Origin of the sequence: Rossellomorea marisflavi (assembly GCF_009806575.1) — a bacterium.
In the GTDB taxonomy this organism is placed as follows: Bacteria; Bacillota; Bacilli; order Bacillales; family Bacillaceae_B; genus Rossellomorea; species Rossellomorea marisflavi_A.
In genome coordinates, this window is sequence record NZ_CP047095.1 from 2,799,716 (window position 1) to 2,823,299 (window position 23,584).

Here is a 23,584-nt window from a genome sequence, read left to right on the forward strand (position 1 = left end):
ATCTACTTCCAATCCACTATCTTTTTTGTGTCCTTATTATACACGACTACGACCGGAAGAAAAACCTCACCGGGCTGATTCAGTCTCACTTCGATTTGCTGGAGGTCACCAGAATCCTCCAGGTAGTCCACACTCATCGTGCCGAAGCTTCCCTTCCGCAGTCCATCGACACCACCTCCTGCTTCCATTTCATAAAGGACGGTCTGGTACAAGCTGATTTTTCGTTCATACACGTTCTGCATATTGGTCAAGTATCGGTATTTGCTCACATAAAGATCTTTTGAAGTGACGGCAACGGTCAAGATGACGGACAGGAACATCAATGTGAACGGTAGGATGAATCCTTTCTCATTCCCCAAAGTAAAAGAACTCTCCTTCATGCTTCGTCCCATCAAGGAATACCCCCTCTATCCTGACTCCGCCGTCTATCGCGTTGAAAGTGACCCTTGAAAGCTTCTGAAGGACAACTTCATGGCCTTTATCATTCACCCGCCTCCTGATAGAATCCTGATATTTTTCATATGTGACCTTCTCTCCATTCAGAATGAATGAAAATCCTGAATTCGTTACGGTCATCCCCCCGGATTTCCACGTCTCTTGCCTTACACTCTCGTTGAATAATGTCCATTGATAATACGGCGGCGGGATCATCTCCTCCCGGACGAGGGAGAAGCCCTTGATCACCAACGGGATGGAAAACGAAATCAGACATACGATAAAGAAGGAAAACAAGGCTTCAAGCAGGGTGAATCCACGGTCATTCCACAGAGCTGCATATTTTCTTGACGCCACGGCCCCTCTGTATTTCCACGCAGATTGATGATGCCCCTCCTTCCCAATACCTCGTATAGTCGACACCTCCATAGGATTTCGAGCTCCTTTCATACTTTTTCGTGACCATGGCACGTTCAACCCCCTCCTCCATCCACTTCAATGCTTCCACCTCGGACTCCTTCTCCCTGAGCAGGACGGATTGGTTCATCAACAGGGGCAGGAAGATGCCGGTGATCAGCAGCAGGCAGCTGAATGCCACGAGCATTTCGGGGAAGGAGAATCCATCATTTCTTCTGAACATAATAACGCCCCTGTCCGATCTGAAAGGTCAATTGATACTTGGTCCCGCCACGCGCAAAATTGACGCTGCCGAATCGATTGGTATTTCCGTTCGGATAGAACGTGATGTCGTACAACGTGCTGGATTTGATTTCGAAACCGTCCTGGAGTTTTCGATTGAATAACATTTCATTCAGGACATTTTTCGCGATATAGGACCCATTCTCGGGATAAAAGGTGAGACGGACGGGAATCTGGTAGCGGAACGCATAGCTTTGAACGTACGCGAGGTCGGATTGAAGCTGGGAGACGAAAACCTCTTCATCCGTTGAAGCCTTCGTCGGTTTCACGGAAAAAACAACCCATGTCAGCAGGACGCCCGTCATGAATAGGACGAGGAGCATCTCCACAAGGGTGTATCCCTTTTCCTCCCGCATCCTACGAATCGCTCACCTTTACATCACCATTCTGACTGATTGTGATGGCCCTCCCATCGGGACAGGCCTTGTACTCATCCTTCAAGTACCCTTCTGTGACAAGATTCTGGATTGTGACTTGCCCCGTATTTCCGTCCATTTTATACGCTTCGACCTGACCTTCCACCATATTGACAAAGGCCTCACAGCCTTTCGCATTGATGGAACCGCTCTGTTTCGTGACATTCGGGATCGCGATGAACAACAGGACCGAGATGACCAGGAGTACGATCATCATTTCAATGAGGGTGAACCCTCTTTCATTGTTGAATAGGTGTTTCACGTTTTTATTCCCCCTTCTGAACTCATACTCCCTGCATCATTTGGAACAGGGGCATCATGATTGAAAAGTAAATGGCCATGATGAATAAGCCGACAAAACTGAAGATGACTGGCTGGATGTATTTAAGGAGGGCACCGCTCCTTTCTTCGAGTTCCACGAAGCACATATCCCCGTAGAGCTGCAATTCTTCCGGCAGCCGTCCGTTCGTTTGCCCATGGTGGATGATATAGGCGACCTCCGACTGAAAAAAAGGGATGGCACCTGCACACTCATGGAGAGACATACCCGACTTCAAGCCCTGTATGAGCTCGCCGGATACATATTGAAGGGTCGGGCGGAAGGTTTGTTGTTCGATGATTCTGAGGGATTCGGTGATGGACACACCATTGCTTAGTAAAAACCCGAGTTCCCTTGCAAAGAAGTGGGTGTGTGCCAGTTTGAAGAAGCGGGATAGGAAAGGAATCCTGCTCGTGTGGATGGAAATGGTGACCGGGGAGATCCGGTGCCGGAAAAAGAAAAGAATGACCCCAGCTGAGAGAAGTACAGCAAGGATTCCCGCGAGCAGGAGGGGGACGGCTTTTACGAACGAGAGTAAAAGCTGCACGCCAGTGGAAGGTTCATAGCCCATGGAGCTGTAGAGGGTTTCAAATTTCGGAAAAAGCACATTCCGGAGGAGGACCATCATCATTCCGGCGATGATGATGAGCATCAAGGGATACTGGATGACCCGCTTGAGCCTCTCTTGATTTTTCTGCTTCTGCAGGAGGTAATCCCCTGCACCCATGAGGGTTGCTCCCATCTGACCGTGGAACTCGGCAAAATAGATCTGGGCGCTCACATGGGTGGGGAGTGAGAGTTCTTTTGTGATGACCTTGGAAACCTGCACGCCTTCCTGCAGGGAATGGAGGATCCGGGTCTTCAAGACGGTCGCCTCCGGATGATCGGGTATGAGAAGGAAGTCCACTGCCTCACTGAACGTATATCCCTTCTCGAGGAGGGAACCCATACGCTTCAGGAACTTCCCCTGCTCATCCCTTTTCTTCATGTATCCATTTCCGATACTCAGATTCTGGAACATATCCGAGTGCCACCCCCTTCCGGATGAGCTGCTTCAGCGTCAGGTATTGATGGTCGACCTTTTCCCCTTTTGCTTCCATCAGTACATTCTTCAGCTCTTTGCCCGTCAGGATCTCGAAAACCGTAGCCCGGTTGGTCCTCTTCCCTTCAGCGAGGCATTCCCCGAAGCAATCATTCCCGCAGACCGGGCATTTCAATCGCAGCAGCCTCTGGGCAGAAACCGCCAAAATGGTCTGTTCGATATCATGCCATTTGATTCCGAGCTCCATGAGCCGGTAGATGGCCCCCTTCGCATCCCGCGTATGGACAGATGAGAGGACGAGATGTCCGGTGAGGGCTGCCCTGACGGCAATTTCAGCGGTTTCTTTATCCCGGATCTCCCCGACCATGATGATATCCGGATCATGGCGAAGAATGGCTTTAAGACCGGTCGAATACGTGATACCTGCCTTTTCATTCACCTGGATCTGGACCATCTCATCGTGGGCCTTCTCAACAGGATCTTCCAGGGTGATGACGTTGCGGTTAAGGGAAACGGCACAATGGTGGACAAGGGAGTAAAGGGTTGTCGTCTTCCCGCTTCCCGTTAGTATAGTACTTGGGGATGACCTTTTAGGAAATAAAAAAAGACTTTAAGCAGAAGTGCCTAAAGTCTTTAATATCCGTGCTGTATTTAATAAAGTGTCATGTGATGGGTCATTCAAAACCTCAACAATGATTTTTATATTCTTCTTTTTATTCAATACATTCCCCATTTTCAATTAGTACCTCCTAGATTGTTCTGTTTCAAAGAGGTACTTGCAATTTAAATACCAATTGGGACATTGAGGTATTACAAGGAGTGACTAAATCAACAGAGTTCCATCATAATGAGGAAAAAAAGAAAAGTTTCCAGCATGGTATATAACATCAAAATCCACAATTATACTGATCAGATACATCCAAAGATTCTACTTCGCAAAATGTTTGATATATGATTATCTAGAACCATCAAGAATCTAAAATGTGGTATGAGTGAATACGTTAGTAAAATTAAGCAGGGGAGTTAAGAAGATACTTGAAAAGCAAGGTGTAACAAACGTCCCGAAAAACTTTAAACTTCCGCATACTTTTCATTTCGGACAACTATAATTAAATGGTAGAAAACTTACTAATGAGAATTGGGCTAGATTAACTGACTAGAACTGTTATGAAACAACTTACGTGTAAATAATTATTACAAAAAAAGAAATAGCCAAGATCATTGGTTAATGCCCATGATCTTAGATATTTCCTTGAAGAGGTAGAATTAATTGATTACTGCTTATTATAGTTATTTATAAAAGATTACCTTCTAAACGTCTTTTTACTTACTAGACATATATTATGACTAAATATCTAATAAATTAGCTAGCTGTGAAAACCACTGGAAAACAAGGGATAAAAAATAAATCAACATCAATATGGCCAAAATTTGGACTAGTACATATAATATACCTCCAAAAGAATTATCAAAAAAAGAATATAAAAATTTTTTAAGCAACTTGGTAATTCCGAAAAATATCCACGCGTACATTATTCCAACTAAGGTACTTATAATTAATACCTCTATCGCAGCTTGAGTAATTAGTGTAGTGAATGCTGCAACCGCCGAAAACCCAAAAATAGTAAATAAACTACTAATTACACCTAACTTAGTAGAGGCCGGCACTTTCGGATCTTTTAACTCAGATATTATTTTTTTCAGAAAACCCATGGATAACATTCCTCTTTCCAACTATTTATTCATACATCTTTATTAAACTTTCGTACGTTACAGCAATTCCAAAATCATTTAGTTCATCTGCTTTATTTTTGTATAATTCTCTAATCATTAGTTCACGTTCAGTTTTGCTTGCGTGATGAATCTGCCTATGACAATTTGGACAAATAGATACAATATTTCCTGGAACATCTAGACTCCAGATAAAATCACTCTGGAACCTAATAGGAATAAGATGGTGTGCTTCTACAAAATTCTCCCCTGTTACAGCAGATTTGAAAGTTTTATGGTTTTGATCATATTCACATGAATAATTTGAATTTAGTAATGCTTCTTTAGCAATTGCAGCATCTCTTTTCCATTTACTCCGTTCACCTGTTTGTTCTTTTAAAGGTACAGGTTGGGGTACATATGGGGTATGGGTAGGAGATACTAATTGCACGTCAGATTGAAACTGAGTATCGTCGATCGCTTCAATATTAAGTAAATAATCAATAAAATGTTCCGTATTTCTACGACCCATAGTAATTTTCAGCCTGCGATAAACCCTTATCATTTTCTTCAGATCATCAAATAACTCGTCATCATCAGGAAGACTTTTTAATGAATAATACTTTCCGCATATATGTGCCGCCATATAGTTTTGGGCATTATCTGTAGTGGACCTTAAATCAATTTCGTTATTCGGAAAATCTTCTTTGGAGTAATCTAAAGAACTTCTTAATATACTTGATACTTCTTTCATTTTGCTTCTTGGCTTATTTCCTTTATATTTATTCTTTATATATGTAGTGCCTTGATTTAATGATAAGTAAACGCCAGTCATGTCATTTTTAAATAGATATACAATGTAAAACCCTTTCGTTGCTGAATTAGTAATAGTACGGTCCATAATACTTACCCAAGGGGTTTCTGTCCATTTACCCTGCCCAACAGAACCCTGAACTTTGAATAGGAATTCAATACTGCGGGATTTGTGCTTAATTAATTCTGGGAATTCTCTTGTTATGTATTTTGCCATTTCATTTTCAGTAGGTTTGAATGGTAAAGATATTTGGTCTAAGTAATTAGTTAATACTTTCTCAAAAGCTTTCCTCATAATATCCCTCCTGGAACAACTAAAAAGGGTGGAACTTTCCCACCCTTTCAAATTACAATTCTGCACTAAACTTTTTATTCAGGACCGTCTTCAATTCAATAATGGGTAAGAAATTCGTGTTTCTTCCAAGACCTGCTACTTCATGCGTCACTCCATAGTATGCGTTTTCTGACTGATCTACTTCTTTCAAAACAATGCCTTCTGTTTCAACAAACTCATTGACCTTATCATATTCTACACTCCAACAAACTAAAATATCTATATCTTGTAATCGTTTTTTCACCTCTTTTAGATCTCTAAAAATGCCTCTTAGAAATGTTTTATATTCAATTACAATCTCTCGATCCATTTCTGCTTGACGATTTTTTACACTTTCAGATATTCCTAAGGGATCATGTGGAAGTAAAATTTCTTGTGGGAAATCAGTTTTATAATCATATAGGCCATCATAGACGTCAAATCCTGAAATTACTTTTGGAAAATAACCTGGTAAAACCCCTCTACTTATCAACTCGGTAAAGAGAGTAATTACTTCTTGTTCATTATCGATAGGGAAATATTTATGGACCAAATCAATTTCAAGTAGTTGTTTGTTAGCTAGTTTATTTCTTAATTCTCTCTTAGCATCATATCCATCAGTATTTATCCGCGTATCTACACCAAGCACATATTCTCTGTAGTCAATAAAGTTCTTGTCCTTTAGTAGCTTTTTAACTACAGCAACTATTTGTGCTGCCCGATATTCAGTAATACCTTTCCTACCGCTATCTAATTCATTCTTGACTTCTTTATTTTCATCAATCACATCTACAATTACAGTAAAAGGAAGATAACTACCGTGACTTAGAGGATCTAAACATATACCAGTTGGTAACCCATCGATCGCTAACCATATTCCATTTTTTACATGTAAGTTCTCATATTGGTCATCATTAGGAAACTTGTCATTGTATGTTTTCAGGTGGGCTTTACTTGTTTCAGCAATATAAATATTTACTTTTAATGGATTAATTAAACCAATGTTAACATCAGTGTATTTTCCGTCGATTAGCATTGCTTTTCTAGCCACTCGTTTTCCTGATTGGTCTAAGTGTTGTGTCGCTTTAATGAAATCATCATAATCATTTATGTCATAAAAGTTACCGGATGGATATATTTTTTTGATTATTTCTCTTGTTGATAAATGTCCTGCTTTAATCGGAACTACCTGATCATTAACTTCTACATGAATATTAAATAAATTTGTGTCTTCATTAAATATGCTGTCAACTAAACCAACAGCAGATTTCGTTCGTAAAATGTATTCAAGCATTTCAATTGAGTTAGCATGATAAAATGCAGAGTTTATGTTCTTTTCTAGTGTTTCGTTAGGGAACTTTTTGGGAAAGCGAAGAGTTATCTTAGTTCCACATTCTTCCAGAGTCTCCTCTTCGTTTTGTCCGTTCTTTTCCTCTTCTGAAAGCGGGAGGTCGGCACCTTCAAATACGAATTTATATAGGTCAAAATAGGTTCTCGATGCTTTTTTTCCTTTATAAACACTTTCAATTCTAATAAATTCTGTTTGAAAAGACACAAAGGTAAAACCATACCCCATAAAACCGTATTTGCCTCTACCTTCTTTTCTTTTTAACGACTCACCCATGACTAGGATACTTGAGATATCTGAGGGTTTAATACCTATACCATTATCTTCAATAAATATTTCTCGTTCTTCTGTGTGGAATGAAAGCTTTATTTCTCCATTATTAATGTCTGCATACCCGAACTTATCAATGATTGCATCAACAGCATTCTGTAACAATTCTGTATAAAGATCCCAAGATGATCGGTAACTCATAATAGTTCTTCTGACATTCTCTCTAATTTGTTCAATTGCCAATGAAGAAAACTTACTCCCCAATTCTCCAACATTCATAAACAATTCCCTCCCATAATTTTCTTTCTACTAGTATATTTTAACTATAAAGGTTAGAAAAGGGAATAAAAAGATGAATTGGTATAAAGGTTTTTAAAAACTGCTACAAAAATTTTCAAAAGGTTGGTCTTGATATAAACAACTCATATACTTGACCACCACAATCTAATAGTATAAAACAACACTAAAAGGTTTTTGACATAGTGCATAAATTTTGCAGACACCAGATTCCCCCCCACTTATACCCCCATCCCCCTATGGTGGGGGGCATATCATATGTTTACAGTGTGATCTATTTTCAGGGATCTGTTACTCCAGTACATATCTTCTATTATTCTTATCATTTTTTGGTACATTACCTTAATTATTCATCCCTTCTAATTTTCCATTCTTATGTTAACCTCATCTTTTGTTGTCGTTGTCTTTACCTTTACTGCAGATGCTATTTGGTGGTGGTATCTCTTACTCTCCTCTGCATTGGAGTGCCCCTATACGCTGCTGTAATGGTCCTTTACACGCTTGTATAGTGTGCGGTAACTCAATATGAGTATGTATCCCTCCCCCCTTTTAATCAGCATTTGTGTCGGATATTTCTAACAGCGTCGGTTTTTTACTACCACATCTTGTAGATCATTAAGTAGAAAAGCCTTCTGAAAATATGTATGGTACATCTAGGGATTCATATCGTGTCATTTATGTATGAGTAATTAGTCCACGGCGTATAGTCCTGATCTATTTATCTAAAGCCACTACTAATTCTTTAAGGAAGAAAAGTTTGAGTTTAAATCACAAAAATAATAATGGATTCAGGTTTAGATCAAGCTTAACTTTTGGTATTTTCGGAGGATTAAATACACTTATAATAAAAAGATGGAGTAGTCGTATTTGACTTACCGAGTGTATAAGTTATGAATCAAAACTTAACTTTCCCTTCTATAACTGTGTCATAACTTAATAGTATTGACACCATTTTTTTAATGCTGTATTATCAACTCACCAACAGGTGTCATAACTTAGTGTCAAAAATTGATTTAGAAAGGACTAATACATATGAAATATGGATATGCAAGAGTAAGTACTTTGTCGCAAGAATTAGAGATACAGCTACTTGCACTAGAAAATGAAAACTGTGATCTAATCTTCTCAGAGAAATACACTGGAACTAGATCAGACAGACCCCAATTCAATGAATTACTTAATTCACTTAAAGACGGTGATACTTTGGTTGTTACCAAACTCGACAGACTAGCAAGAAATACTTTAGAAGGTATCCAGATAGTTAGGGACTTATTTTCCAAGGGTATAAGAGTTCACGTTCTAAATGTTGGTCTGTTAGAAGATACTACAATGGGACGTTTCTTTCTAACAACATTGTTAGCAGTTGCTGAAATGGAAAGGAATATGATTGTAGAACGAACTCAGGAAGGTAAGGCGATAGCTAGAAAACGTCAAGACTTCAGGGAAGGTAGACCTAAGGTTTATGGGAAGAAGCAAATTGAACATGCTTTAGGACTACTAGAAAGCCGTTCATATAAGCAAGTAGAAGAGATCACAGGTATAAGTAAAAGTACGCTTATTAGGGCAAAGAATAAGCTAAAGACGTCACATTAAAGGCCATCGCAGCTTTACCTGCCATTGTGCAGACAACTTTTTATACAGGTGATTAACCTATAGCCGACTTGCTTTTGTGCAAAAAAATATTCTCAGAGGGCACAAGTATGCACAGTGTTAAAGGGATAATTCACAAGAAAAAGCTGGAAGAATGCATACCTCCAGCTTCTGATCCTAATTAAATATCTCAATCACTTTGTTAAGATTGTTTCTCTTATAGTCAGTGAAAGCGTAGTAACAATCTTTTCTACTTTTTCCATTAACAATATTCTTTATGGTTGTTCTAGATACATTGTATCTTTTTTCTATTTCAAAGGGTTGTAACCCCTTAACCATATATAGATACAGAATTTCATAAACTTGCCTATCGGTTAATTTAATGTTATAAAACCCATGATCATTCATTAGCAACATCTCCTGAATTTTAGTATCATTCTCAATTTTCACATTTTATTAATCTTATTCAGCAAATGGTTCTAGGTTTATAACCAACTGCCTTACGATTCCTTTTTGATCTGTTTTACCCATCACAGAAAACCACCCTCCATCACTTTCTGTTTCTATATGCAGTCCTAAAATTTCGCAGTCCCCTAATCCTATAGTTCCTGTATCTGTAGCAAACTCTCCTAATTTGATGATGCCGTTTTTTACATTTGTTTTCATTTTTTATTCCTCCACTTTAATTTTTAAAGGGCTGTGCATGTATCAACCCTCTCAAAGGAGTACTTGCAATTTCATTTCTAACTAGGACATTGAAATAAAATTAAATTTACTACATAAAAAAAGCCAGGCATTTAAACCTGACTTGAAAGTTCATTTTATGATTATACCTACCATACTAGATCACATTTACAGTTTTGCTTTGTGTTGAAACTCATCAAATGATTGTACAAATGACTTATTTTTCATTTTCCCCACTTCTAATTCCCTTTTTAACTCTTCAACTATTGCAGGAAGATCAATGTAATTCCTCATGAATTTCACAGAGTGTCTAATCGTTTCAGGTTGACTGGGTTTCTTATATGAACGACTATCTAACTCAAACATAAGTGTTTTTAAAATCTTGTATTCTTCTTCATTTAAGGTAACTTAGACATTCTGAACTCTATTCACATTTAATTCCCATTATTAAAATGATTAAGACTCGGCTGGGCCTCGTGCTTGGTCTAACGACCTTCGCTAACATTTAGTAATAGAATAACTACTGGTGAATATCCATAATAACATGGAGTGTGTTAGCTTTAGCTATCACAGGTAATGTTATTATGCGTTCTAAGCAATCGTTCACCTATACTTTTTATATGTTTTCTTATAAGGAAATAGCTTGAAAACCTATATATATCAAGGGATACAGCATTTGTTTATACCTTTTTAAAAATAGATCAACTTTCATTAAGTACGCTTTGGTTATTCAAATACTTTTCTAGTAATGTTCGCATTCTATTGCTGGGGATATATATGTTAATGGGCTTACCTTTTCTTACTCTACTTCTAAATACCCATTGTAGTAACTCTGATAGTGCAAATAAATCCTCGTCTACTTTTACACCTTTACTATTGAAGAATTGTTTTGTAATTGGATTCATGTAGCGATTCGCAAAGTAGATACATGTTGATTTATCTGCATAATCATTAGTTGCCCTTGCAGTAACCTCCACAAACTGCTTCTTTAAATTTTTGGGACAAATATTCTTTTCAAAGGCTAAAAATGTTGTCCACATCACCTCATTGCTTGGTACTTTCATTTTGTTGTAATAAAAGTTAAATCCATGATCCTTTAAAAGTTTCTGCTGCATCTTGTTCCCTGTTAGCTTAGTTAATTGTGATTTACTAAAAGCAGAAGTCTTTTCTCCAATTTTGTTTATATCAAATCTATCTGTAGGTTGAGAATAATATATCTGTATCAAATTTTTCAAATGTACTCTATTCTCTTGTTGCAAAGGTATATAAGGAACTAGTTCATAACTATCGTTAATAAATGATACGGCTTGAAAGTTGTAATCTAAATTAAACAAGTCATAGTAGTAACGTTGAATCTGTCCATTAAACATATATGTTAGTACGTATACCTCCTCAAATCCTTTAAAAGCTGATACAGGAAACATCCAGTACATTGCTATACCATCGTAAACCATTAAATTATTCGAATTTGCAAGATTACGGATATGTTCAAAATTACCATCTTTATATTCTTTATCGTTCCATTGTACAAAGCCTTTGTTGTCAATTGAAATTGCTGGATCACCTGTTTTGGTTCGTGCTGTAAGAAGCAGTTGTAAATCATTCTTAGATATATTAACTTGATCAATAACATTCATGACTTCATCTAATATAAGTGTGTAGCCCTGCATTTCAATTAGTTCAATTAGTTCATTATCCATTCGCTGAAACAATGCATGAGTTGAGACAATATCCTCACGCTTATAAATAAGTTCTTTCAAGCTTTCTAGCTTTGTACCTCCTTTCTTATTTTCAGGCTGTGCAAACTTTCTTACCGAGGATGATAGTACTCGTTCTACCTCATTTAGGAAAGGAGTAATATATATGAATTTTTTATTATTTGGTGATCTATTCATATGTTGGATAGCCCAGCTTGTCTTTCCACTTCCCATAATTGAATCAATTATTGTAATCTTTTTTTCTGTTGGATTTTTACATAACATATTCCATCTTCCTTTCTTCATAGCCCGTACAAAGTAAGACTTGCAGAAAAAAATTCAAAAAGGACATATGATTGGAATCAAAAACAACAGAACATTCCCCCCCTAGCCCGTTTACCTTTCCTACATTCTCTTACAAATAGTAGTATTTTTAAAAAGTAAAAAGGAATAATCTAAACGATTACTCCTCCTTGAACCTTATTATAATTTTTGGTGATTCCTCACCCTTCCCATAAGACCAAAAAATTCCGCTAATTAAACCATGTAATAGACGATTTATCTTTTCGTCTAAGAATCCTTCTCCATCGAGAAAATCCCATTTCTCCATAAGGCTGTCTACAGTTTCTATCTGTTCCTGAAGATCATTGATTCTCACTGTCTTATCTTCACTATCTACCCGAAATATTTCTTCTTCGATTTTCAATATTTCTTCCAACCTTGTAGCTTTTCGTTCCCGATATGTAACAATGTCTATTTCATCTTCCTCAAAAAGTATATTGATTTTTTCCAAAGCCTTCTCAGACCTCTTTAGTCGGCTTATTAGTTTGTCTTTTATAAATTGAGTGTTGTCTTCATGTTTACCTTCTTTAAGGGTTTCTAGTGCCTTTAAAATGCTTTCTTTATGTTGTAGAACTTCTCTCTTAATTTCCACTAGTACAGGATTATAATAAAAACCTCTGTTCCCGCACTTACAGTGCTTAATGTAAACCTTATCAAGACGTTTAAGATAGTTGCACCCTTGTGACTTTCCACAATTAGCACAATAAATTAGATTACTTGTAGGGTATATTCTGTTCTTACTTCTGGGTGCTTTAAAAGAATATTCGTTAACGATCTTATTAGCCGATTCCCAAGTTTTCTCTTCTATTATTGCTGGGTGGGCATTATGAACAATAATCCATTCCTCTTTAGGTCTAATTGTATTAGCATGTTTACCAGTGGTTTTGTTACTAATTATTGTGCCTCTATACGCCTCATTGTTTATTATTCTTAGTATGCTGTTATAGTGAAAATCGTTCCCTTCTCTTGTCTTAATACCCATACTTTTTAACTGCTTAAGCACATCAGGTATAGTAGTACCTTTATCAACCTCAGAAAAGATAAACTGAATGTCTTTTGCACGTTCATTCGGAACAAGTTTCTTTGTCTTAGTGTCCTTTTTGTATCCTAGCGGGGCAATTCCATTTGTCCAATGACCCTGCTTTTGTGCGTATTCCTTTCCTCTTCTCATACGCTTTAAGATTTGTTTATATTCTCCACTAGCAATTAAGTTCGTAATCCCTAACAGCAAACTGTCATCATCTTTAGTAAGATCAAATATTCTATGTGGTGTAATGATATATGTCTCGGTTTGATACAATATCCTTTTAATTTCACTTGCGTCGAATTCGTTTCTTGAAAGCCTATCAATGTCCATGACTACAACAGCATCATAATAATCTTGTTGAACCCGTTCAAGTAGTTTAACGAACTCTTTCCTTTTTAAAATGGTGCTACTTGAAGCCACTTCCTCAAATAACTCATATGACCAGTGATTTTCATTAACTAAGTCAATTAAAGTTTGACGATGATTAGCAAGTACTTGTTCAATTCCTTGATTTTCTTCATCTCGACTTAACCTTAAATACACAGCAACATGCTTTACTTTCTCGTTGTTAAATAGCAATATAATCACCTTCCCAAGGTAATTATACAGTGTACTACCCAAGTACTCAACTAGTCGGTCCGGTAAACAAGATCAGACCGTGGGAGTGCATGAGCAGGGCGACGAGTTTTTTGGCTGAGGACGGATAGAGGGACATATGCTCGATGGGGATCTGATAGCGTTCGGGCAGGATCCGGATGACGAGGCTTTCTTTGAGATGGGTGGTCGGAAGGGTGGATACCCGCAGTGCCAGGGGGATCCGTGAGATGAAATGGGTGTAGGAGCCGCTTTGGGGCTTTCGCTTCTCTGCGATATCCATGGAGGACATGAACTTCAGATGGGCGATGAGGCGCTCGGCCTGGTCTTCGTCGATCGTCTTGAACGGGACGAGTGTTCCGAGCTTTCTGAATTGAATGAGGTAATCGTGCTTGCGAGGGACGAGATGGACATCTGTTGCATGACTGCGAAATGCTTCCGAAATCATCCGTTCGGAGAAGGTTTCGACAGAGTGGATGATGAATCACACCACCTTTCAGTAGTCTTGAAGATATATATACGACAAAAAACCTGAAAATCCTGCAAAGCTCACTATTTTTTTCGTTTACTCTGTTTTACCAGAAAGGCCCCGTCCAATTGGACGGGGCCGATGGGTCAGGCTGCTTTCTTCACTTCGTCGTTCTTTCTCTCTTTCTTCTTTTTCCCCTTCAGGGACTTCACTACACCTGCCAATCCTTTCGGGAAGCCCAAGAGGACGACGATATAGAGGAAGCCGAGGAAGATCGTCCAGCGCTCGAAGATCGGGTAGACCGATGCCAGTTCCGATAGGTAGTGACGCAGGAACTCGATGATGCCGGCCCCGATGATGGGACCGATCAGCGTCCCGAGACCGCCGATCATGGTCATGAGCAGGGCATCGAGGGTCACTTCGATGGAGAATACGCTCACATTGATGAACCGTAGCGAAACCGCATACAGGGCCCCGCTCAATGCGGCCACCATGCCGGACGTGACACTCGCCATGAGCTTGTAATGAAGCGTCTTGAACCCAAGCGCTTCCGTCCTGTACTCATTCTGGGAAATGGCCTTCAGGACCTTCCCCGTCGACGAGGAGGTGAATAACTTCAACAGTATGAAGATGGATGCCATGACGATCAAGGTTACATAATAGAAGCTCATGCGATCTTTGAATACATCCGGCACAGAGAATGTAAAGCCGTCCCCTCCCATGGTCAGCCCCCTCCACTTCTCGGCAAGAACCAAGAACAGCTGAGAAACGGCCAAGGTGAGCATGGCGTAGAAGTGACTCTTTAGGCGAAGGGACAGTAGTCCGATCACATAGCTCACCACGGCTGAAAGGGCGATGCCGATCAGGAGCCCGATGATGAAGTTCCCCAGTGTGGCCTCATGATTATTGAACATGAGGGCCACGCTGTAGGCACCCAGGCCGAAGAACATGCAGTGACCGAAGGAAACGATCCCTGTATACCCAAGAAGGATATCGAAACTCATGGCGAAGATGGCGAAAATGAAGATCTGCGTGAACATGATGAGCATGCTCCTTGAATCATTGACAAAAGGAAACAGCATCAAGGCCACCAAGCCTGCCATCCCCCCGTAAAGAGGGATGCGATTCGTCATGCTTTTCATACGGCTCCCCCCTTTTCCCCCATGAGTCCGGTCGGCTTCACCAATAAGACGAAGGCGAGGAGCAGCATATTAAGGGCAAGGGAAAGGTCTGGAATGTAATAGGCCATAAACGCGCCCAGGACCCCGACGATCAAGGAGGCGAGGGCCGACCCCTGAAGGCTTCCCATCCCGCCTATGATCACCACGATGAAAGCAAGGACCGCATACTGCATCCCCATCTCTGCAAATACGACACCAGAATACGGGGCAAGGAGGGCACCGCCCATTGCCGCCATGGCAGAACCGAGCAGGAACACAAACGTAAAGATGGCTTTGACGTTGATCCCCATGGCCTGCACCATTTCCTTATCGATGACCCCGGCCCTGATCATAAGTCCGATACGCGTCTTACTCAATAGAAGCCAGAGTGCGGCGTACATGATGACTCCCACTACGATCACAAACAACCTGTATTTGATGAGGATCACTCCCCCATCCAGCTGAAAACTGCCCTGCAGCCACTCCGGAAGATTGACCCTGATGGGATTCGGTCCCCATAAGATCTTGATGCTCTCTGTCAGGACGAGCATGCCTCCCAGTGTGATGAGGAGCTGCCTGACATGGTTTCCATAGACCGGTCGGATCAAAAATCGTTCCAATACGAGGCCGAGCACCATTCCGATCAGGATTGCTGCCGCTACCGACAGGAGAAAATCCCCTGTCTCATTGAATACCCATGCCCCCATGAATGCCCCCCATACAAAGAGCCCCCCATGGGCAAAATTCAAAACGTCCATCAAGCCGAAGATCAGCGTCAGACCCGCTGCGAGGAGGAAAATCAGCAGTCCCGTCGAGATGCCGTTCACCAATAGATTAATGATTACGTCCATACTTGATCCACTCCCTAAACACCTATGCTATCCCAAGATACTTCCGGCACATCTCACGGTCTTCCACCAGTTCGTTCATCCGTCCGTCGTGGACGATCTTCCCGTCATCCATGATATAAAAATAATCCCCGATCCTGCTTGCCATCATGAAGTTCTGTTCTACAAGGAGAATCGTTGTCCTTTCTTTCATCTTCAGGATCGATTCCATCAGCTTTTCCACCATGATCGGGGAAAGCCCCTTACTCGGTTCATCGATCAGCAGGAGGCCATCCCCATTGATGTATGCCCTGGAGATGGCGAGCATCTGCTTCTGTCCTCCTGATAATAGACCGCTCTTCTTGTGCCAGTATGTCTTCAGGTCCGGAAACAGGTCCAGCATCCATTCTGCCTTTTCCTCAGCCGCTTGGTCCCCTTTCACTTTTGCAAGACTCAAGGTCTCTTCCACCGTCAAGCTGCCGAATATCCCCTGATTCTCAGGAACATAACCGATCCCTTTCTTCGAAATCTGATGGGTCGGGGCGCCTCTCAAGGATTCGTCCTTATAGCGGATCGACCCCGTGCTCTTCGGATTGAATCCCATGATCGAGCGGAGCGTGGTCGTTTTCCCTGCCCCGTTCCGACCGAACAGGACCGTGATGCTCCCTTCTTTGACCCCGAGGGACACACCCTGTAGAATATGGTACTGTCCGAGATAGGTTTGAAGATCATCCACTTTTAATAGATTCATTATGCATCCCTCCAAGATACGCCGTCTGTACGCGCTCATCCTTGATGATCGTCCGTGGATCCCCGCTTGCGAGCAGCTCTCCGTTGAAAAGGACGACAAGACGATCAGACAGATGCATCACCATGTCCATCTTGTGTTCGATGAGGACAATGGTATGATCACCGCCTGCCTTGATCCTGTTGATCACTTCGAGGATTGCCGGGATGTCTTCGATGGAGATCCCGGCAGTCGGCTCATCAAGGAGAAGCAGTTCCGTTTTGAGGGCGAGAAGCATGGCAAGCTCAAGCTTCCGTTTCTCACCGTGTGCCAGGTCGATGGCAAGGGCATCACCCTTTTCCTTCAGCATGCAAGTCTCCATCAGCTCTCTTGCTTCCTCTTCCTGCCGTCTTTTCAACCCTGGTTTCGGGAAGATGGAATAGTAATCCTTCCCTGCCGATTGAACACTGAGGCGGATATTTTCAAGTACGGTCAATTCAGGGAAGATGTTGGTAAGCTGAAAGGACCTGCCAATGCCGGCACGCGCTCTCATGGGGATTGATAATCCCGTAACATTCCGGTCTTTGAAGAAGATTTCCCCTCTCGTCGGGGTGATCTGCCCGCTGATCAGATTGAACAGGGTAGTCTTGCCGGCACCATTAGGACCGATGATCGATACAAGCTTCCCCCGCTCAATCTCCAAATCGACCTCTTTGATTACGTCATGTTCCCCGAACGAGACGGATAGACCGGCCGTGCGTAATATCGTGTTCATTCCGGTACCTCCTTTATGGATAGCATTCAGGGAGTTAAACTCCCTGAATATTCTGATTTCATTACTTATTACGTACCGGTGGCTCCGTTTCGTTCATATCCAATTCCCTGATGAAGACGGGTACCGGGTGGTCGACCCCTTCTTCCTCTTCAAGCGTGATGGCATAGAGGGATTGAAGTGCCTGGTGGTCTTCCGGACGGAACTTCATCGTCCCTTTTGGCGTTTCAAACTCCATTCCTTCCATGGCTTTGATCAATGTCTCTGCTTCGGTATCACCATCGGTTTTTTTAATGGCTTCCACAATGGAGATGGCCGCGCTCATTCCGCCTGCAGTGAACAGATCCGGCACCTCGCCATCATATTTTTCCTTGTGTTTCTCAACGAGCCAGTCATTGACTTCATTATCCGGCAGCGTGTAATAATAGATGGAATATCCGCTCATCCCCATAAGGGAGTCCATCGTCTTGAGGGAATTGATATCCTGAGCGGCCGTGGAGATCTTGATGCCCTGCTCTTCGACTTTCATATCCTTGAGCTGTTTCCAGGGCGCATTGGATCCGGCCCATACAATGAAGAGGTAGTCCGGCTTATCCTTGATGATGTTTTGGATATTGGCAGTGAAGTCAGTCGAATTCGGATCTGCATACTGTTCGTTGATAATGTCTGCACCGAGCTTCTCTGCACCTTCTTTAAAGGCTTCAATCCCTTCTCGTCCATAGGCATTATCCTGTGCGAGCGTGGCGATCTTCACGTCCTTTTCGGCGATGGATGCAGCACCTGCGACCGCATCCTGAGAGGAATTCCGTCCGGTACGGAAGATGTATTTATTCCAGTTTTCGCCCGTGATGCTATCAGCCACGGCAGGTTCCACCACCATGATTTTCTCGTATTCTTCAGCCAGTGGAAGGACAGCGAGGGTATCTCCCGAACTCGAAGACCCCACCAGGAAATCGACCTCATCTTCTTCAAGGAGCTTTGTCGCTTTTTTTACTGCAACGTCAGGCTTTGTTTCTGTATCTTCCACGATGAATTCAATTTTCTTCCCATCCACTTCATTCGTACCGTCCGTTGCATATTCAAGGCCGAGTTCAAAGCCTTGGATCGTTTGTTTTCCGTACGTTTCAAGCGCTCCGGTCTGGGAGGCGAGTACACCCACTTTGATTGTATCGTCACTGGAACCTGAACTTTTCCCGGAACAACCCGCCATCAACATGACCGAACACGCCGCCAGGAAGCTTGCTTTGACCCACTTAGATTTCTTCATCTTCTTATTCCCCCATTATTCATCTTTTTTAAAGAACTGAAGCTTGTGAAGAAGACCGTCTGCAATGGTGATTTTTCCTGTTGAATCGATATCGAGTCCTTGAGGTGAGAAAAAGTTCCCATCTTCTCCCCCGAATGAGCCGAACTGCTCGAGGAACGCACCCTTATCACTGTACACATTCATTCGATTGTTGGAGGTATCCGTCACATAGACCTTATCATTCTGGTCGATGGCGATACCCGTCGGCAGGAAGAGGTCACCAGGTTCCTCTCCCCAGTTTTCAAGGGGATCCAGATTCCCCGATCCTCCTGCCGTCCCCCATTTGGCGAGGAAGGTTCCATTATTGTCGAACTTCTGGACGCGGTTATTGATGCGATCGACCACATACACGTTATCCTTTGAGTCTATGGCAAGCTGCATGGGCTGTGAAAATTCACCGTTCCCCGTCCCTTTTCTCCCCCATTCCTTTTGGTATACAAAGAAGGAGTTGAACTTCTGGATCCGGTTATTCTCTGAATCTGAGACGAAGATATTCCCTTTGCTGTCAACGGCAATGCCACTCGGAAGTCGGAAGAATCCGCTCAGTGTGCCCAATGAGCCGTATGCCGCAAGGAATGTTCCATTGTTGGAGAACTTCTGGATGCGGTTGTTGACGGAATCGGCTACGTATACGTTATCGTATTTGTCGACGGCCATCTGCCTCGGCACGTAGAATTGGCCAGCCAGGCTTCCGTATGCAATCGGACCGCCCGTTCCCAGTAGACTCCCCCACTTACCTGTTACCTTACCGGTGGAGTCATACTTTAAGATTCTGTGATTGAAAGAATCGGAGACGAATGTATTGCCTTTTGAATCACTTTCGACATCGAACGGCCCTGCATACGTCTTATCCCCATAGCGGCCGTCACCGATTGCCATCTTGAATGAGACCGTCAGCCCGACTTCCTTGAAGACCATCAACCGGTTGTTTCCCGTATCGGTGACGTATAGATCCCCTGTCCCATCGGAAATGATCTGGTTCGGGAAGGCAAGCGTCGGAAACGCACCTGTCGTATAGAGGAAACGGTCACTGGAATCGAACTTCATGATGCGGTTATTGTACGTATCAGCCACATAGAGGGCACCGGACCTCGCATCGAAATTCAACCCCCTCGGGTGATAGAATTGGTAGGGTCCCACACCCTGTGTTCCACCGATCTTACGCTTGAAGGCCCCATCTTTAGAAAATACCTGGATCCGATTGTTATAGGTGTCGGCTACGTAAACTTCGTTTTGGTCATTGATGGCAATTCCCTGTGGAAGGGCGAGCTTGCCGTCCGTTCGTCCGTAGGAGCCGATCGTCTTTTCATACGTTCCTTCACTGCTGAATCTTTGGATCCGGTGATTGAATTCATCTGTGACATAGTAACGATTATCCTTGTCGACGGCAATTTCCCTCGGGAATCCGAACTCCTCAGGACCGTCTCCTTTTGTTCCCCAGCTCTTCAGGAAGTTGAAGTTCCGGTCGAATTTTTGGATCCGGTAGTTCCCTGTGTCCGCTACAAGGAAATTCCCTTCACGATCGACTGCAATACCGAAGGGCATATTGAATTTCCCAGGGGAGCTGCCAAGGGAGCCGATCGTCTTCACGACCTTTCCCCCGGCATCCATCTTGACGATGCGGCTGTTCCCCATATCCACCATGTAAATGAATCCGTTTTCATCTTTCGCCATTGCAACAGGAGTCCGGAATAGGTTACCGGGATCCACCCCGCTGCCGAACGCTCCCTTGAAGGAATAGACAGCCCCGGCTTGTGTTGGCGCCAAGAGGGTCAAGAGGGTCAAGAGCAGCACAACCACCACGGCGGCTCTTTTAAGCATGAGATGGACCGTTCCAGCGAATGACGGTTGCCGCCCATGTATATCCTGTTCCTGCACTGACCGCAACAGCGATATCACCCGGCTCGAGGAGACCTCTTTCCTGGGCGAAATGGAGGCCGATGCAGGGATCAAGGGACGACATGTGACCATGATGATCTAGGTACACCGCTTTTTCTTCCTTGATCTCCAGCGTATCGAGGAGCTCCCGAAACATGGAGCGCTTCGTATGAAGCGGAAGCAGTGCCTTGACGTCTTCCGTTTTATAGCCGCTTTTTGCAAGGGCATCCTTCACCACTTTGGCAAAGTTCGGAATCGAAACCGGATCCAATCGTTCTTTCATCGACATGGGGTCCTTGACGTCGATATAGTGTTGATTGGCATCTACCGATTCATGACTTGCATACTGCTTGGAGCCTCCCGCGGGGATCCTTACGTCATCATGGAAGGAACCGTCGGTGATGATCGCACTCTCGAGGATCTCACTCTGGGTGGCCTCACGGGAAACCAAGGCTGCCGCCCCACCGTCAGCGAAGTTGAACATGAAGCGCGCCCTCGGGTTTCCATGATCAAGGATCTGTGATTCCTTGCATCCTCCGACAAGCAGGATATGGTTGATCGATTCATCCGACCTGATCATATCCCTCGCCACTTTGAGGGCGATGGGAAAACATGAGCTCACATTCATGATTTCAAACGCATACGCATTCTTGGCCCCCAGCTCGTGCTGGATCTTCGGTGCACTGGACCAGACATGATAATCCTTGTGGGGACTGCCGAAGTAGATGACCACGTCGAGATCGGCAGGATCCATCGCCCCCAGCGCCTCTTTCCCGGCGGCAATCGCCAGGTCCGATGCATGCATGGTGTCATCCGACACATGCTTCTCATACAATCCGAATTTTTCGATGATGATGTTTTCCGGAATACCTGTCTTGATCGCCAGGTCTGCAGCAGTCTCTACCGCAGGGGAAAAGAAGGTTCCCGTCGATTGAATGCCGATTGCCATCACACCGTTCCTCCTTCACTTGGGACCATCATCTTGGCGGTCCCGGTCAACACCACTTTTTCATTTTGATTGAAGCACTCGGTCAGGAGGGTCAGGACATGTTTCTCTTCATTGAACTCCTGTACCGTTGCCTTTGCTGTGATGGTATCCCCGATATAGACCGGTGACTTGAATCGGATCGATTGCTCCATATAGATGGACCCTTTCCCAGGGAGATGGACACCGAGAAGCTGTGATAAGAGACTGCTCGTCAGCATGCCATGGGCGATCCGCTCCTTGAACCTTGTTGTCTGGGCATACTCCTTATCAATATGGACGGGGTTGAAATCACCGCTCAATCCGGCAAACATGACAATATCCGATTCCGTGATGGTTTTACTGCATGCGGCTTGCTGTCCGACTGTATACGTACTCATTTACGATCCGCTCCTTACCAGCTGAGTTTTTTGAATTTTTCCCGTTGCATTTTTCGGCAGTTCCTCGAGGAATGTGATCACCTTCGGCAGCTTGTATCGTGCAAGCTGACTGGTGCAGTGACCGAGGACCCCCTCTTCACTGAGTGAGCTTCCCTTCTTCTTCACGATGAAGGCAACAGGCACTTCCCCCCACCGTGGGTCGGCTGCACCGACGACGGCCACTTCCTCCACATCCTCGATCTGATTGATCACCTGCTCCACCTCGAGAGGATAAATGTTCTCCCCTCCGGAAATGATCATTTCCTTCTTGCGCCCGACGATATACACAAAGCCTTCTTCGTCCACACGGGCAAGGTCACCTGTATGAAGCCACCCATCCACGATCGTTTCCTTCGTGGCGTCCGGCCGGTTCCAATACTCTTTCATGACGTTTGCCCCTCGCACGGTGAGCTCACCCACTTCACCCGGACGGCACGTCTGCCCATCTGCTCCCATCAATTTAAAATCATTGAACATGACGGGTTTTCCGATCGAACCGATTTTCCTTCGGGCATCTTCCTTCATGAGCATGAAGACGGTCGGCGAGGTTTCCGTCATACCGAATCCTTGACCGAACAGGAATCCCCGCTCAATGAACGCAGTGATCAGCTCATGTGGACACGGAGCTCCTCCGTTGTAAAACCAGCGCACGGATGATAGGTCCGTCCCATCAAAGGATGGTGAATGGAGGAGCGCCTGGTGGATCGTCGGTACCCCCATGACGATGGTGACCCTGTGTTCCTCGATCATCTCAAGCGTCTTTTCCGGATCGAATTTCCCCGGAATCACAATCGTTCCACCGGCAAAGAGAGTCGGAAGGGCAAACAACCCGATGCCCCCGATGTGGAAAAGGGGCAGTAACACAACCGACCGATCATCAGACGTGAGCTCTACGGCAAGTGTATTATTCACTGCATTCCAGAACATATTTTCCTGGGTGAGGACCGCTCCTTTCGGCTTACCCGTCGTCCCAGATGTATAGCAGATAATAAAGGGAGCGCTTACATTTTTCTCTTCATGTAAAGATAATAGGGGGCCATCCAGCAACTCATCCAAAGGTAGGATCGTTTCTGCTTTCGTATCCCTCAGTAGCCCCTTGGCAAGCGGGACATGCTCTTCATCCGCTGCAATGACCTTCGTGCCACTATCCATGAGCTGAAACACCAGCTCACTCGCACTCAACCGGATATTAAGCGGAACTGCAACCGCCCCTATCTTCGCTGTGGCGAATAACAGGATGATATATTCCATCCGGTTCTGCGACAGGATGGCTACCCGTTCCCCTGTGCCTACCTTCAACTCCTGTTGAAGCTTACCGGCGGCGCGATTGATCCTCTCATTCAATTCTTTGTAGGTGATGGACTCCTGATCGGTTATGATGGCGGTCTTCTCACCACGCAGATACGCCCATTTCCCGATCCAATATGATATTCCTTCCATGATTC

Annotated in this window: 25 protein-coding genes and 1 pseudogene; 1 reads left to right on the forward strand and 25 read right to left on the reverse strand. The window is 43.4% G+C overall.

Annotated elements, in window-relative coordinates; genetic code table 11:
• Positions 1 to 2: 2 nt before the first annotated feature.
• The 11 genes and pseudogenes from D5E69_RS14610 to D5E69_RS14655 form a co-directional block, all read right to left on the reverse strand.
• On the reverse strand, positions 3 to 359 hold the full coding sequence (locus D5E69_RS14610; RefSeq protein WP_148795474.1) for a hypothetical protein: 357 nt from the start codon (positions 357 to 359) through the stop codon (positions 3 to 5).
• Positions 349 to 792 carry a competence type IV pilus minor pilin ComGF gene (comGF, locus tag D5E69_RS14615; RefSeq protein WP_159129855.1) on the reverse strand — a complete coding sequence of 148 codons (444 nt, stop codon included), beginning with the start codon at positions 790 to 792 and terminating at the stop codon, positions 349 to 351. Before comGF ends, D5E69_RS14610 begins: the two co-directional genes overlap by 11 nt.
• Entirely contained in the window at positions 758 to 1,075 is a 318-nt protein-coding gene (locus D5E69_RS14620; protein WP_159129856.1) for a hypothetical protein, read from the reverse strand. The genes comGF and D5E69_RS14620 overlap by 35 nt, the downstream gene beginning before the upstream one ends.
• The gene (comGD, locus tag D5E69_RS14625; protein ID WP_159129857.1) at positions 1,059 to 1,490 is read right to left on the reverse strand and encodes a competence type IV pilus minor pilin ComGD; all 432 of its coding nucleotides are present in this window, start codon (positions 1,488 to 1,490) and stop codon (positions 1,059 to 1,061) included. The genes D5E69_RS14620 and comGD overlap by 17 nt, the downstream gene beginning before the upstream one ends.
• A gap of 1 nt (position 1,491) precedes the next feature.
• The gene (gene comGC, locus D5E69_RS14630; protein WP_082139329.1) at positions 1,492 to 1,812 is read right to left on the reverse strand and encodes a competence type IV pilus major pilin ComGC; all 321 of its coding nucleotides are present in this window, start codon (positions 1,810 to 1,812) and stop codon (positions 1,492 to 1,494) included.
• A gap of 22 nt (positions 1,813 to 1,834) precedes the next feature.
• Positions 1,835 to 2,890, reverse strand: coding sequence for a competence type IV pilus assembly protein ComGB (gene comGB / locus D5E69_RS14635; protein WP_148795478.1), 1,056 nt, complete (start codon positions 2,888 to 2,890; stop codon positions 1,835 to 1,837).
• Positions 2,841 to 3,476 (reverse strand): annotated as a pseudogene (locus tag D5E69_RS14640) (ATPase, T2SS/T4P/T4SS family); the annotation flags it as partial. The pseudogene D5E69_RS14640 and the gene comGB, both read right to left, overlap by 50 nt.
• A 45-nt stretch (positions 3,477 to 3,521) precedes the next feature.
• Positions 3,522 to 3,644: a hypothetical protein gene (locus D5E69_RS23880; RefSeq protein WP_283957828.1), complete on the reverse strand. Its 123-nt coding sequence runs from the start codon at positions 3,642 to 3,644 to the stop codon at positions 3,522 to 3,524.
• A gap of 614 nt (positions 3,645 to 4,258) precedes the next feature.
• On the reverse strand, positions 4,259 to 4,624 hold the full coding sequence (locus D5E69_RS14645) for a hypothetical protein (protein ID WP_159129858.1): 366 nt from the start codon (positions 4,622 to 4,624) through the stop codon (positions 4,259 to 4,261).
• Between the two features lie 25 nt (positions 4,625 to 4,649).
• Positions 4,650 to 5,729, reverse strand: a complete 1,080-nt coding sequence (locus D5E69_RS14650; RefSeq protein ID WP_159129859.1) for an MrcB family domain-containing protein — start codon at positions 5,727 to 5,729, stop codon at positions 4,650 to 4,652.
• Between the two features lie 52 nt (positions 5,730 to 5,781).
• On the reverse strand, positions 5,782 to 7,644 hold the full coding sequence (locus D5E69_RS14655) for an ATP-binding protein (protein WP_159129860.1): 1,863 nt from the start codon (positions 7,642 to 7,644) through the stop codon (positions 5,782 to 5,784).
• Between the two features lie 1,050 nt (positions 7,645 to 8,694).
• Between D5E69_RS14655 and D5E69_RS14660 the strand changes: the two genes are divergently transcribed.
• Complete coding sequence (locus D5E69_RS14660; protein WP_159129861.1) at positions 8,695 to 9,255, forward strand: recombinase family protein; 561 nt, start codon at positions 8,695 to 8,697, stop codon at positions 9,253 to 9,255.
• A gap of 459 nt (positions 9,256 to 9,714) precedes the next feature.
• Here the strand turns inward: D5E69_RS14660 and D5E69_RS14665 are convergent, their stop codons facing one another.
• From D5E69_RS14665 to D5E69_RS14730, 14 genes are all read right to left on the reverse strand, one after another.
• On the reverse strand, positions 9,715 to 9,918 hold the full coding sequence (locus D5E69_RS14665) for a hypothetical protein (protein WP_159129862.1): 204 nt from the start codon (positions 9,916 to 9,918) through the stop codon (positions 9,715 to 9,717).
• Between the two features lie 186 nt (positions 9,919 to 10,104).
• A complete protein-coding gene (locus tag D5E69_RS14670; RefSeq protein ID WP_159129863.1) occupies positions 10,105 to 10,302 on the reverse strand; it encodes a hypothetical protein in 198 nt (65 codons plus the stop codon).
• Positions 10,303 to 10,637: 335 nt separating this feature from the next.
• Positions 10,638 to 11,918, reverse strand: a complete 1,281-nt coding sequence (locus tag D5E69_RS14675; RefSeq protein ID WP_249931495.1) for a DEAD/DEAH box helicase family protein — start codon at positions 11,916 to 11,918, stop codon at positions 10,638 to 10,640.
• Positions 11,919 to 12,096: 178 nt separating this feature from the next.
• Positions 12,097 to 13,590: a recombinase family protein gene (locus D5E69_RS14680; protein ID WP_249931496.1), complete on the reverse strand. Its 1,494-nt coding sequence runs from the start codon at positions 13,588 to 13,590 to the stop codon at positions 12,097 to 12,099.
• 37 nt (positions 13,591 to 13,627) lie between these two features.
• On the reverse strand, positions 13,628 to 14,077 hold the full coding sequence (locus D5E69_RS14685; protein WP_488473446.1) for an ATPase, T2SS/T4P/T4SS family: 450 nt from the start codon (positions 14,075 to 14,077) through the stop codon (positions 13,628 to 13,630).
• A 134-nt stretch (positions 14,078 to 14,211) separates the two neighbouring features.
• A complete protein-coding gene (locus tag D5E69_RS14690) occupies positions 14,212 to 15,207 on the reverse strand; it encodes a branched-chain amino acid ABC transporter permease (protein ID WP_048006067.1) in 996 nt (331 codons plus the stop codon).
• Entirely contained in the window at positions 15,204 to 16,076 is an 873-nt protein-coding gene (locus D5E69_RS14695; RefSeq protein ID WP_148795480.1) for a branched-chain amino acid ABC transporter permease, read from the reverse strand. Before D5E69_RS14695 ends, D5E69_RS14690 begins: the two co-directional genes overlap by 4 nt.
• 22 nt (positions 16,077 to 16,098) lie before the next feature.
• Positions 16,099 to 16,803 carry an ABC transporter ATP-binding protein gene (locus D5E69_RS14700; protein ID WP_048006069.1) on the reverse strand — a complete coding sequence of 235 codons (705 nt, stop codon included), beginning with the start codon at positions 16,801 to 16,803 and terminating at the stop codon, positions 16,099 to 16,101.
• Positions 16,781 to 17,554: an ABC transporter ATP-binding protein gene (locus D5E69_RS14705; RefSeq protein WP_048006070.1), complete on the reverse strand. Its 774-nt coding sequence runs from the start codon at positions 17,552 to 17,554 to the stop codon at positions 16,781 to 16,783. Before D5E69_RS14705 ends, D5E69_RS14700 begins: the two co-directional genes overlap by 23 nt.
• A 61-nt stretch (positions 17,555 to 17,615) precedes the next feature.
• On the reverse strand, positions 17,616 to 18,818 hold the full coding sequence (locus D5E69_RS14710) for a substrate-binding domain-containing protein (RefSeq protein WP_048006071.1): 1,203 nt from the start codon (positions 18,816 to 18,818) through the stop codon (positions 17,616 to 17,618).
• Positions 18,819 to 18,833: 15 nt separating this feature from the next.
• On the reverse strand, positions 18,834 to 20,678 hold the full coding sequence (locus D5E69_RS14715; protein WP_082139330.1) for a 6-bladed beta-propeller: 1,845 nt from the start codon (positions 20,676 to 20,678) through the stop codon (positions 18,834 to 18,836).
• The gene (locus tag D5E69_RS14720) at positions 20,671 to 21,684 is read right to left on the reverse strand and encodes a 3-oxoacyl-ACP synthase (protein ID WP_048006072.1); all 1,014 of its coding nucleotides are present in this window, start codon (positions 21,682 to 21,684) and stop codon (positions 20,671 to 20,673) included. Before D5E69_RS14720 ends, D5E69_RS14715 begins: the two co-directional genes overlap by 8 nt.
• A complete protein-coding gene (locus tag D5E69_RS14725; protein ID WP_048012604.1) occupies positions 21,684 to 22,100 on the reverse strand; it encodes a MaoC family dehydratase in 417 nt (138 codons plus the stop codon). Before D5E69_RS14725 ends, D5E69_RS14720 begins: the two co-directional genes overlap by 1 nt.
• Complete coding sequence (locus tag D5E69_RS14730) at positions 22,101 to 23,579, reverse strand: o-succinylbenzoate--CoA ligase (protein WP_048006074.1); 1,479 nt, start codon at positions 23,577 to 23,579, stop codon at positions 22,101 to 22,103.
• Between the last annotated feature and the right edge of the window lie 5 nt (positions 23,580 to 23,584).

Excerpts from the sequence above, each read along its gene's own strand:
- D5E69_RS23880 (WP_283957828.1), bottom strand. The coding sequence starts at position 3,644 with ATGGGGAATGTATTGAATAAAAAGAAGAATATAAAAATCATTGTTGAG.
- D5E69_RS14645 (WP_159129858.1), bottom strand. The coding sequence starts at position 4,624 with ATGGGTTTTCTGAAAAAAATAATATCTGAGTTAAAAGATCCGAAAGTG.
- D5E69_RS14690 (WP_048006067.1), bottom strand. The coding sequence starts at position 15,207 with ATGAAAAGCATGACGAATCGCATCCCTCTTTACGGGGGGATGGCAGGC.
- D5E69_RS14725 (WP_048012604.1), bottom strand. The coding sequence starts at position 22,100 with ATGAGTACGTATACAGTCGGACAGCAAGCCGCATGCAGTAAAACCATC.
- D5E69_RS14710 (WP_048006071.1), bottom strand. The coding sequence starts at position 18,818 with ATGAAGAAATCTAAGTGGGTCAAAGCAAGCTTCCTGGCGGCGTGTTCG.
- D5E69_RS14665 (WP_159129862.1), bottom strand. The coding sequence starts at position 9,918 with ATGAAAACAAATGTAAAAAACGGCATCATCAAATTAGGAGAGTTTGCT.
- D5E69_RS14675 (WP_249931495.1), bottom strand. The coding sequence starts at position 11,918 with ATGTTATGTAAAAATCCAACAGAAAAAAAGATTACAATAATTGATTCA.
- D5E69_RS14650 (WP_159129859.1), bottom strand. The coding sequence starts at position 5,729 with ATGAGGAAAGCTTTTGAGAAAGTATTAACTAATTACTTAGACCAAATA.
- D5E69_RS14730 (WP_048006074.1), bottom strand. The coding sequence starts at position 23,579 with ATGGAAGGAATATCATATTGGATCGGGAAATGGGCGTATCTGCGTGGT.
- D5E69_RS14720 (WP_048006072.1), bottom strand. The coding sequence starts at position 21,684 with ATGGCAATCGGCATTCAATCGACGGGAACCTTCTTTTCCCCTGCGGTA.
- D5E69_RS14670 (WP_159129863.1), bottom strand. The coding sequence starts at position 10,302 with ATGTTTGAGTTAGATAGTCGTTCATATAAGAAACCCAGTCAACCTGAA.
- comGB (WP_148795478.1), bottom strand. The coding sequence starts at position 2,890 with ATGTTCCAGAATCTGAGTATCGGAAATGGATACATGAAGAAAAGGGAT.
- D5E69_RS14715 (WP_082139330.1), bottom strand. The coding sequence starts at position 20,678 with ATGCTTAAAAGAGCCGCCGTGGTGGTTGTGCTGCTCTTGACCCTCTTG.
- D5E69_RS14620 (WP_159129856.1), bottom strand. The coding sequence starts at position 1,075 with ATGTTCAGAAGAAATGATGGATTCTCCTTCCCCGAAATGCTCGTGGCA.
- D5E69_RS14660 (WP_159129861.1), top strand. The coding sequence starts at position 8,695 with ATGAAATATGGATATGCAAGAGTAAGTACTTTGTCGCAAGAATTAGAG.
- D5E69_RS14700 (WP_048006069.1), bottom strand. The coding sequence starts at position 16,803 with ATGAATCTATTAAAAGTGGATGATCTTCAAACCTATCTCGGACAGTAC.
- D5E69_RS14705 (WP_048006070.1), bottom strand. The coding sequence starts at position 17,554 with ATGAACACGATATTACGCACGGCCGGTCTATCCGTCTCGTTCGGGGAA.
- D5E69_RS14695 (WP_148795480.1), bottom strand. The coding sequence starts at position 16,076 with ATGGACGTAATCATTAATCTATTGGTGAACGGCATCTCGACGGGACTG.
- comGD (WP_159129857.1), bottom strand. The coding sequence starts at position 1,490 with ATGCGGGAGGAAAAGGGATACACCCTTGTGGAGATGCTCCTCGTCCTA.
- D5E69_RS14655 (WP_159129860.1), bottom strand. The coding sequence starts at position 7,644 with ATGAATGTTGGAGAATTGGGGAGTAAGTTTTCTTCATTGGCAATTGAA.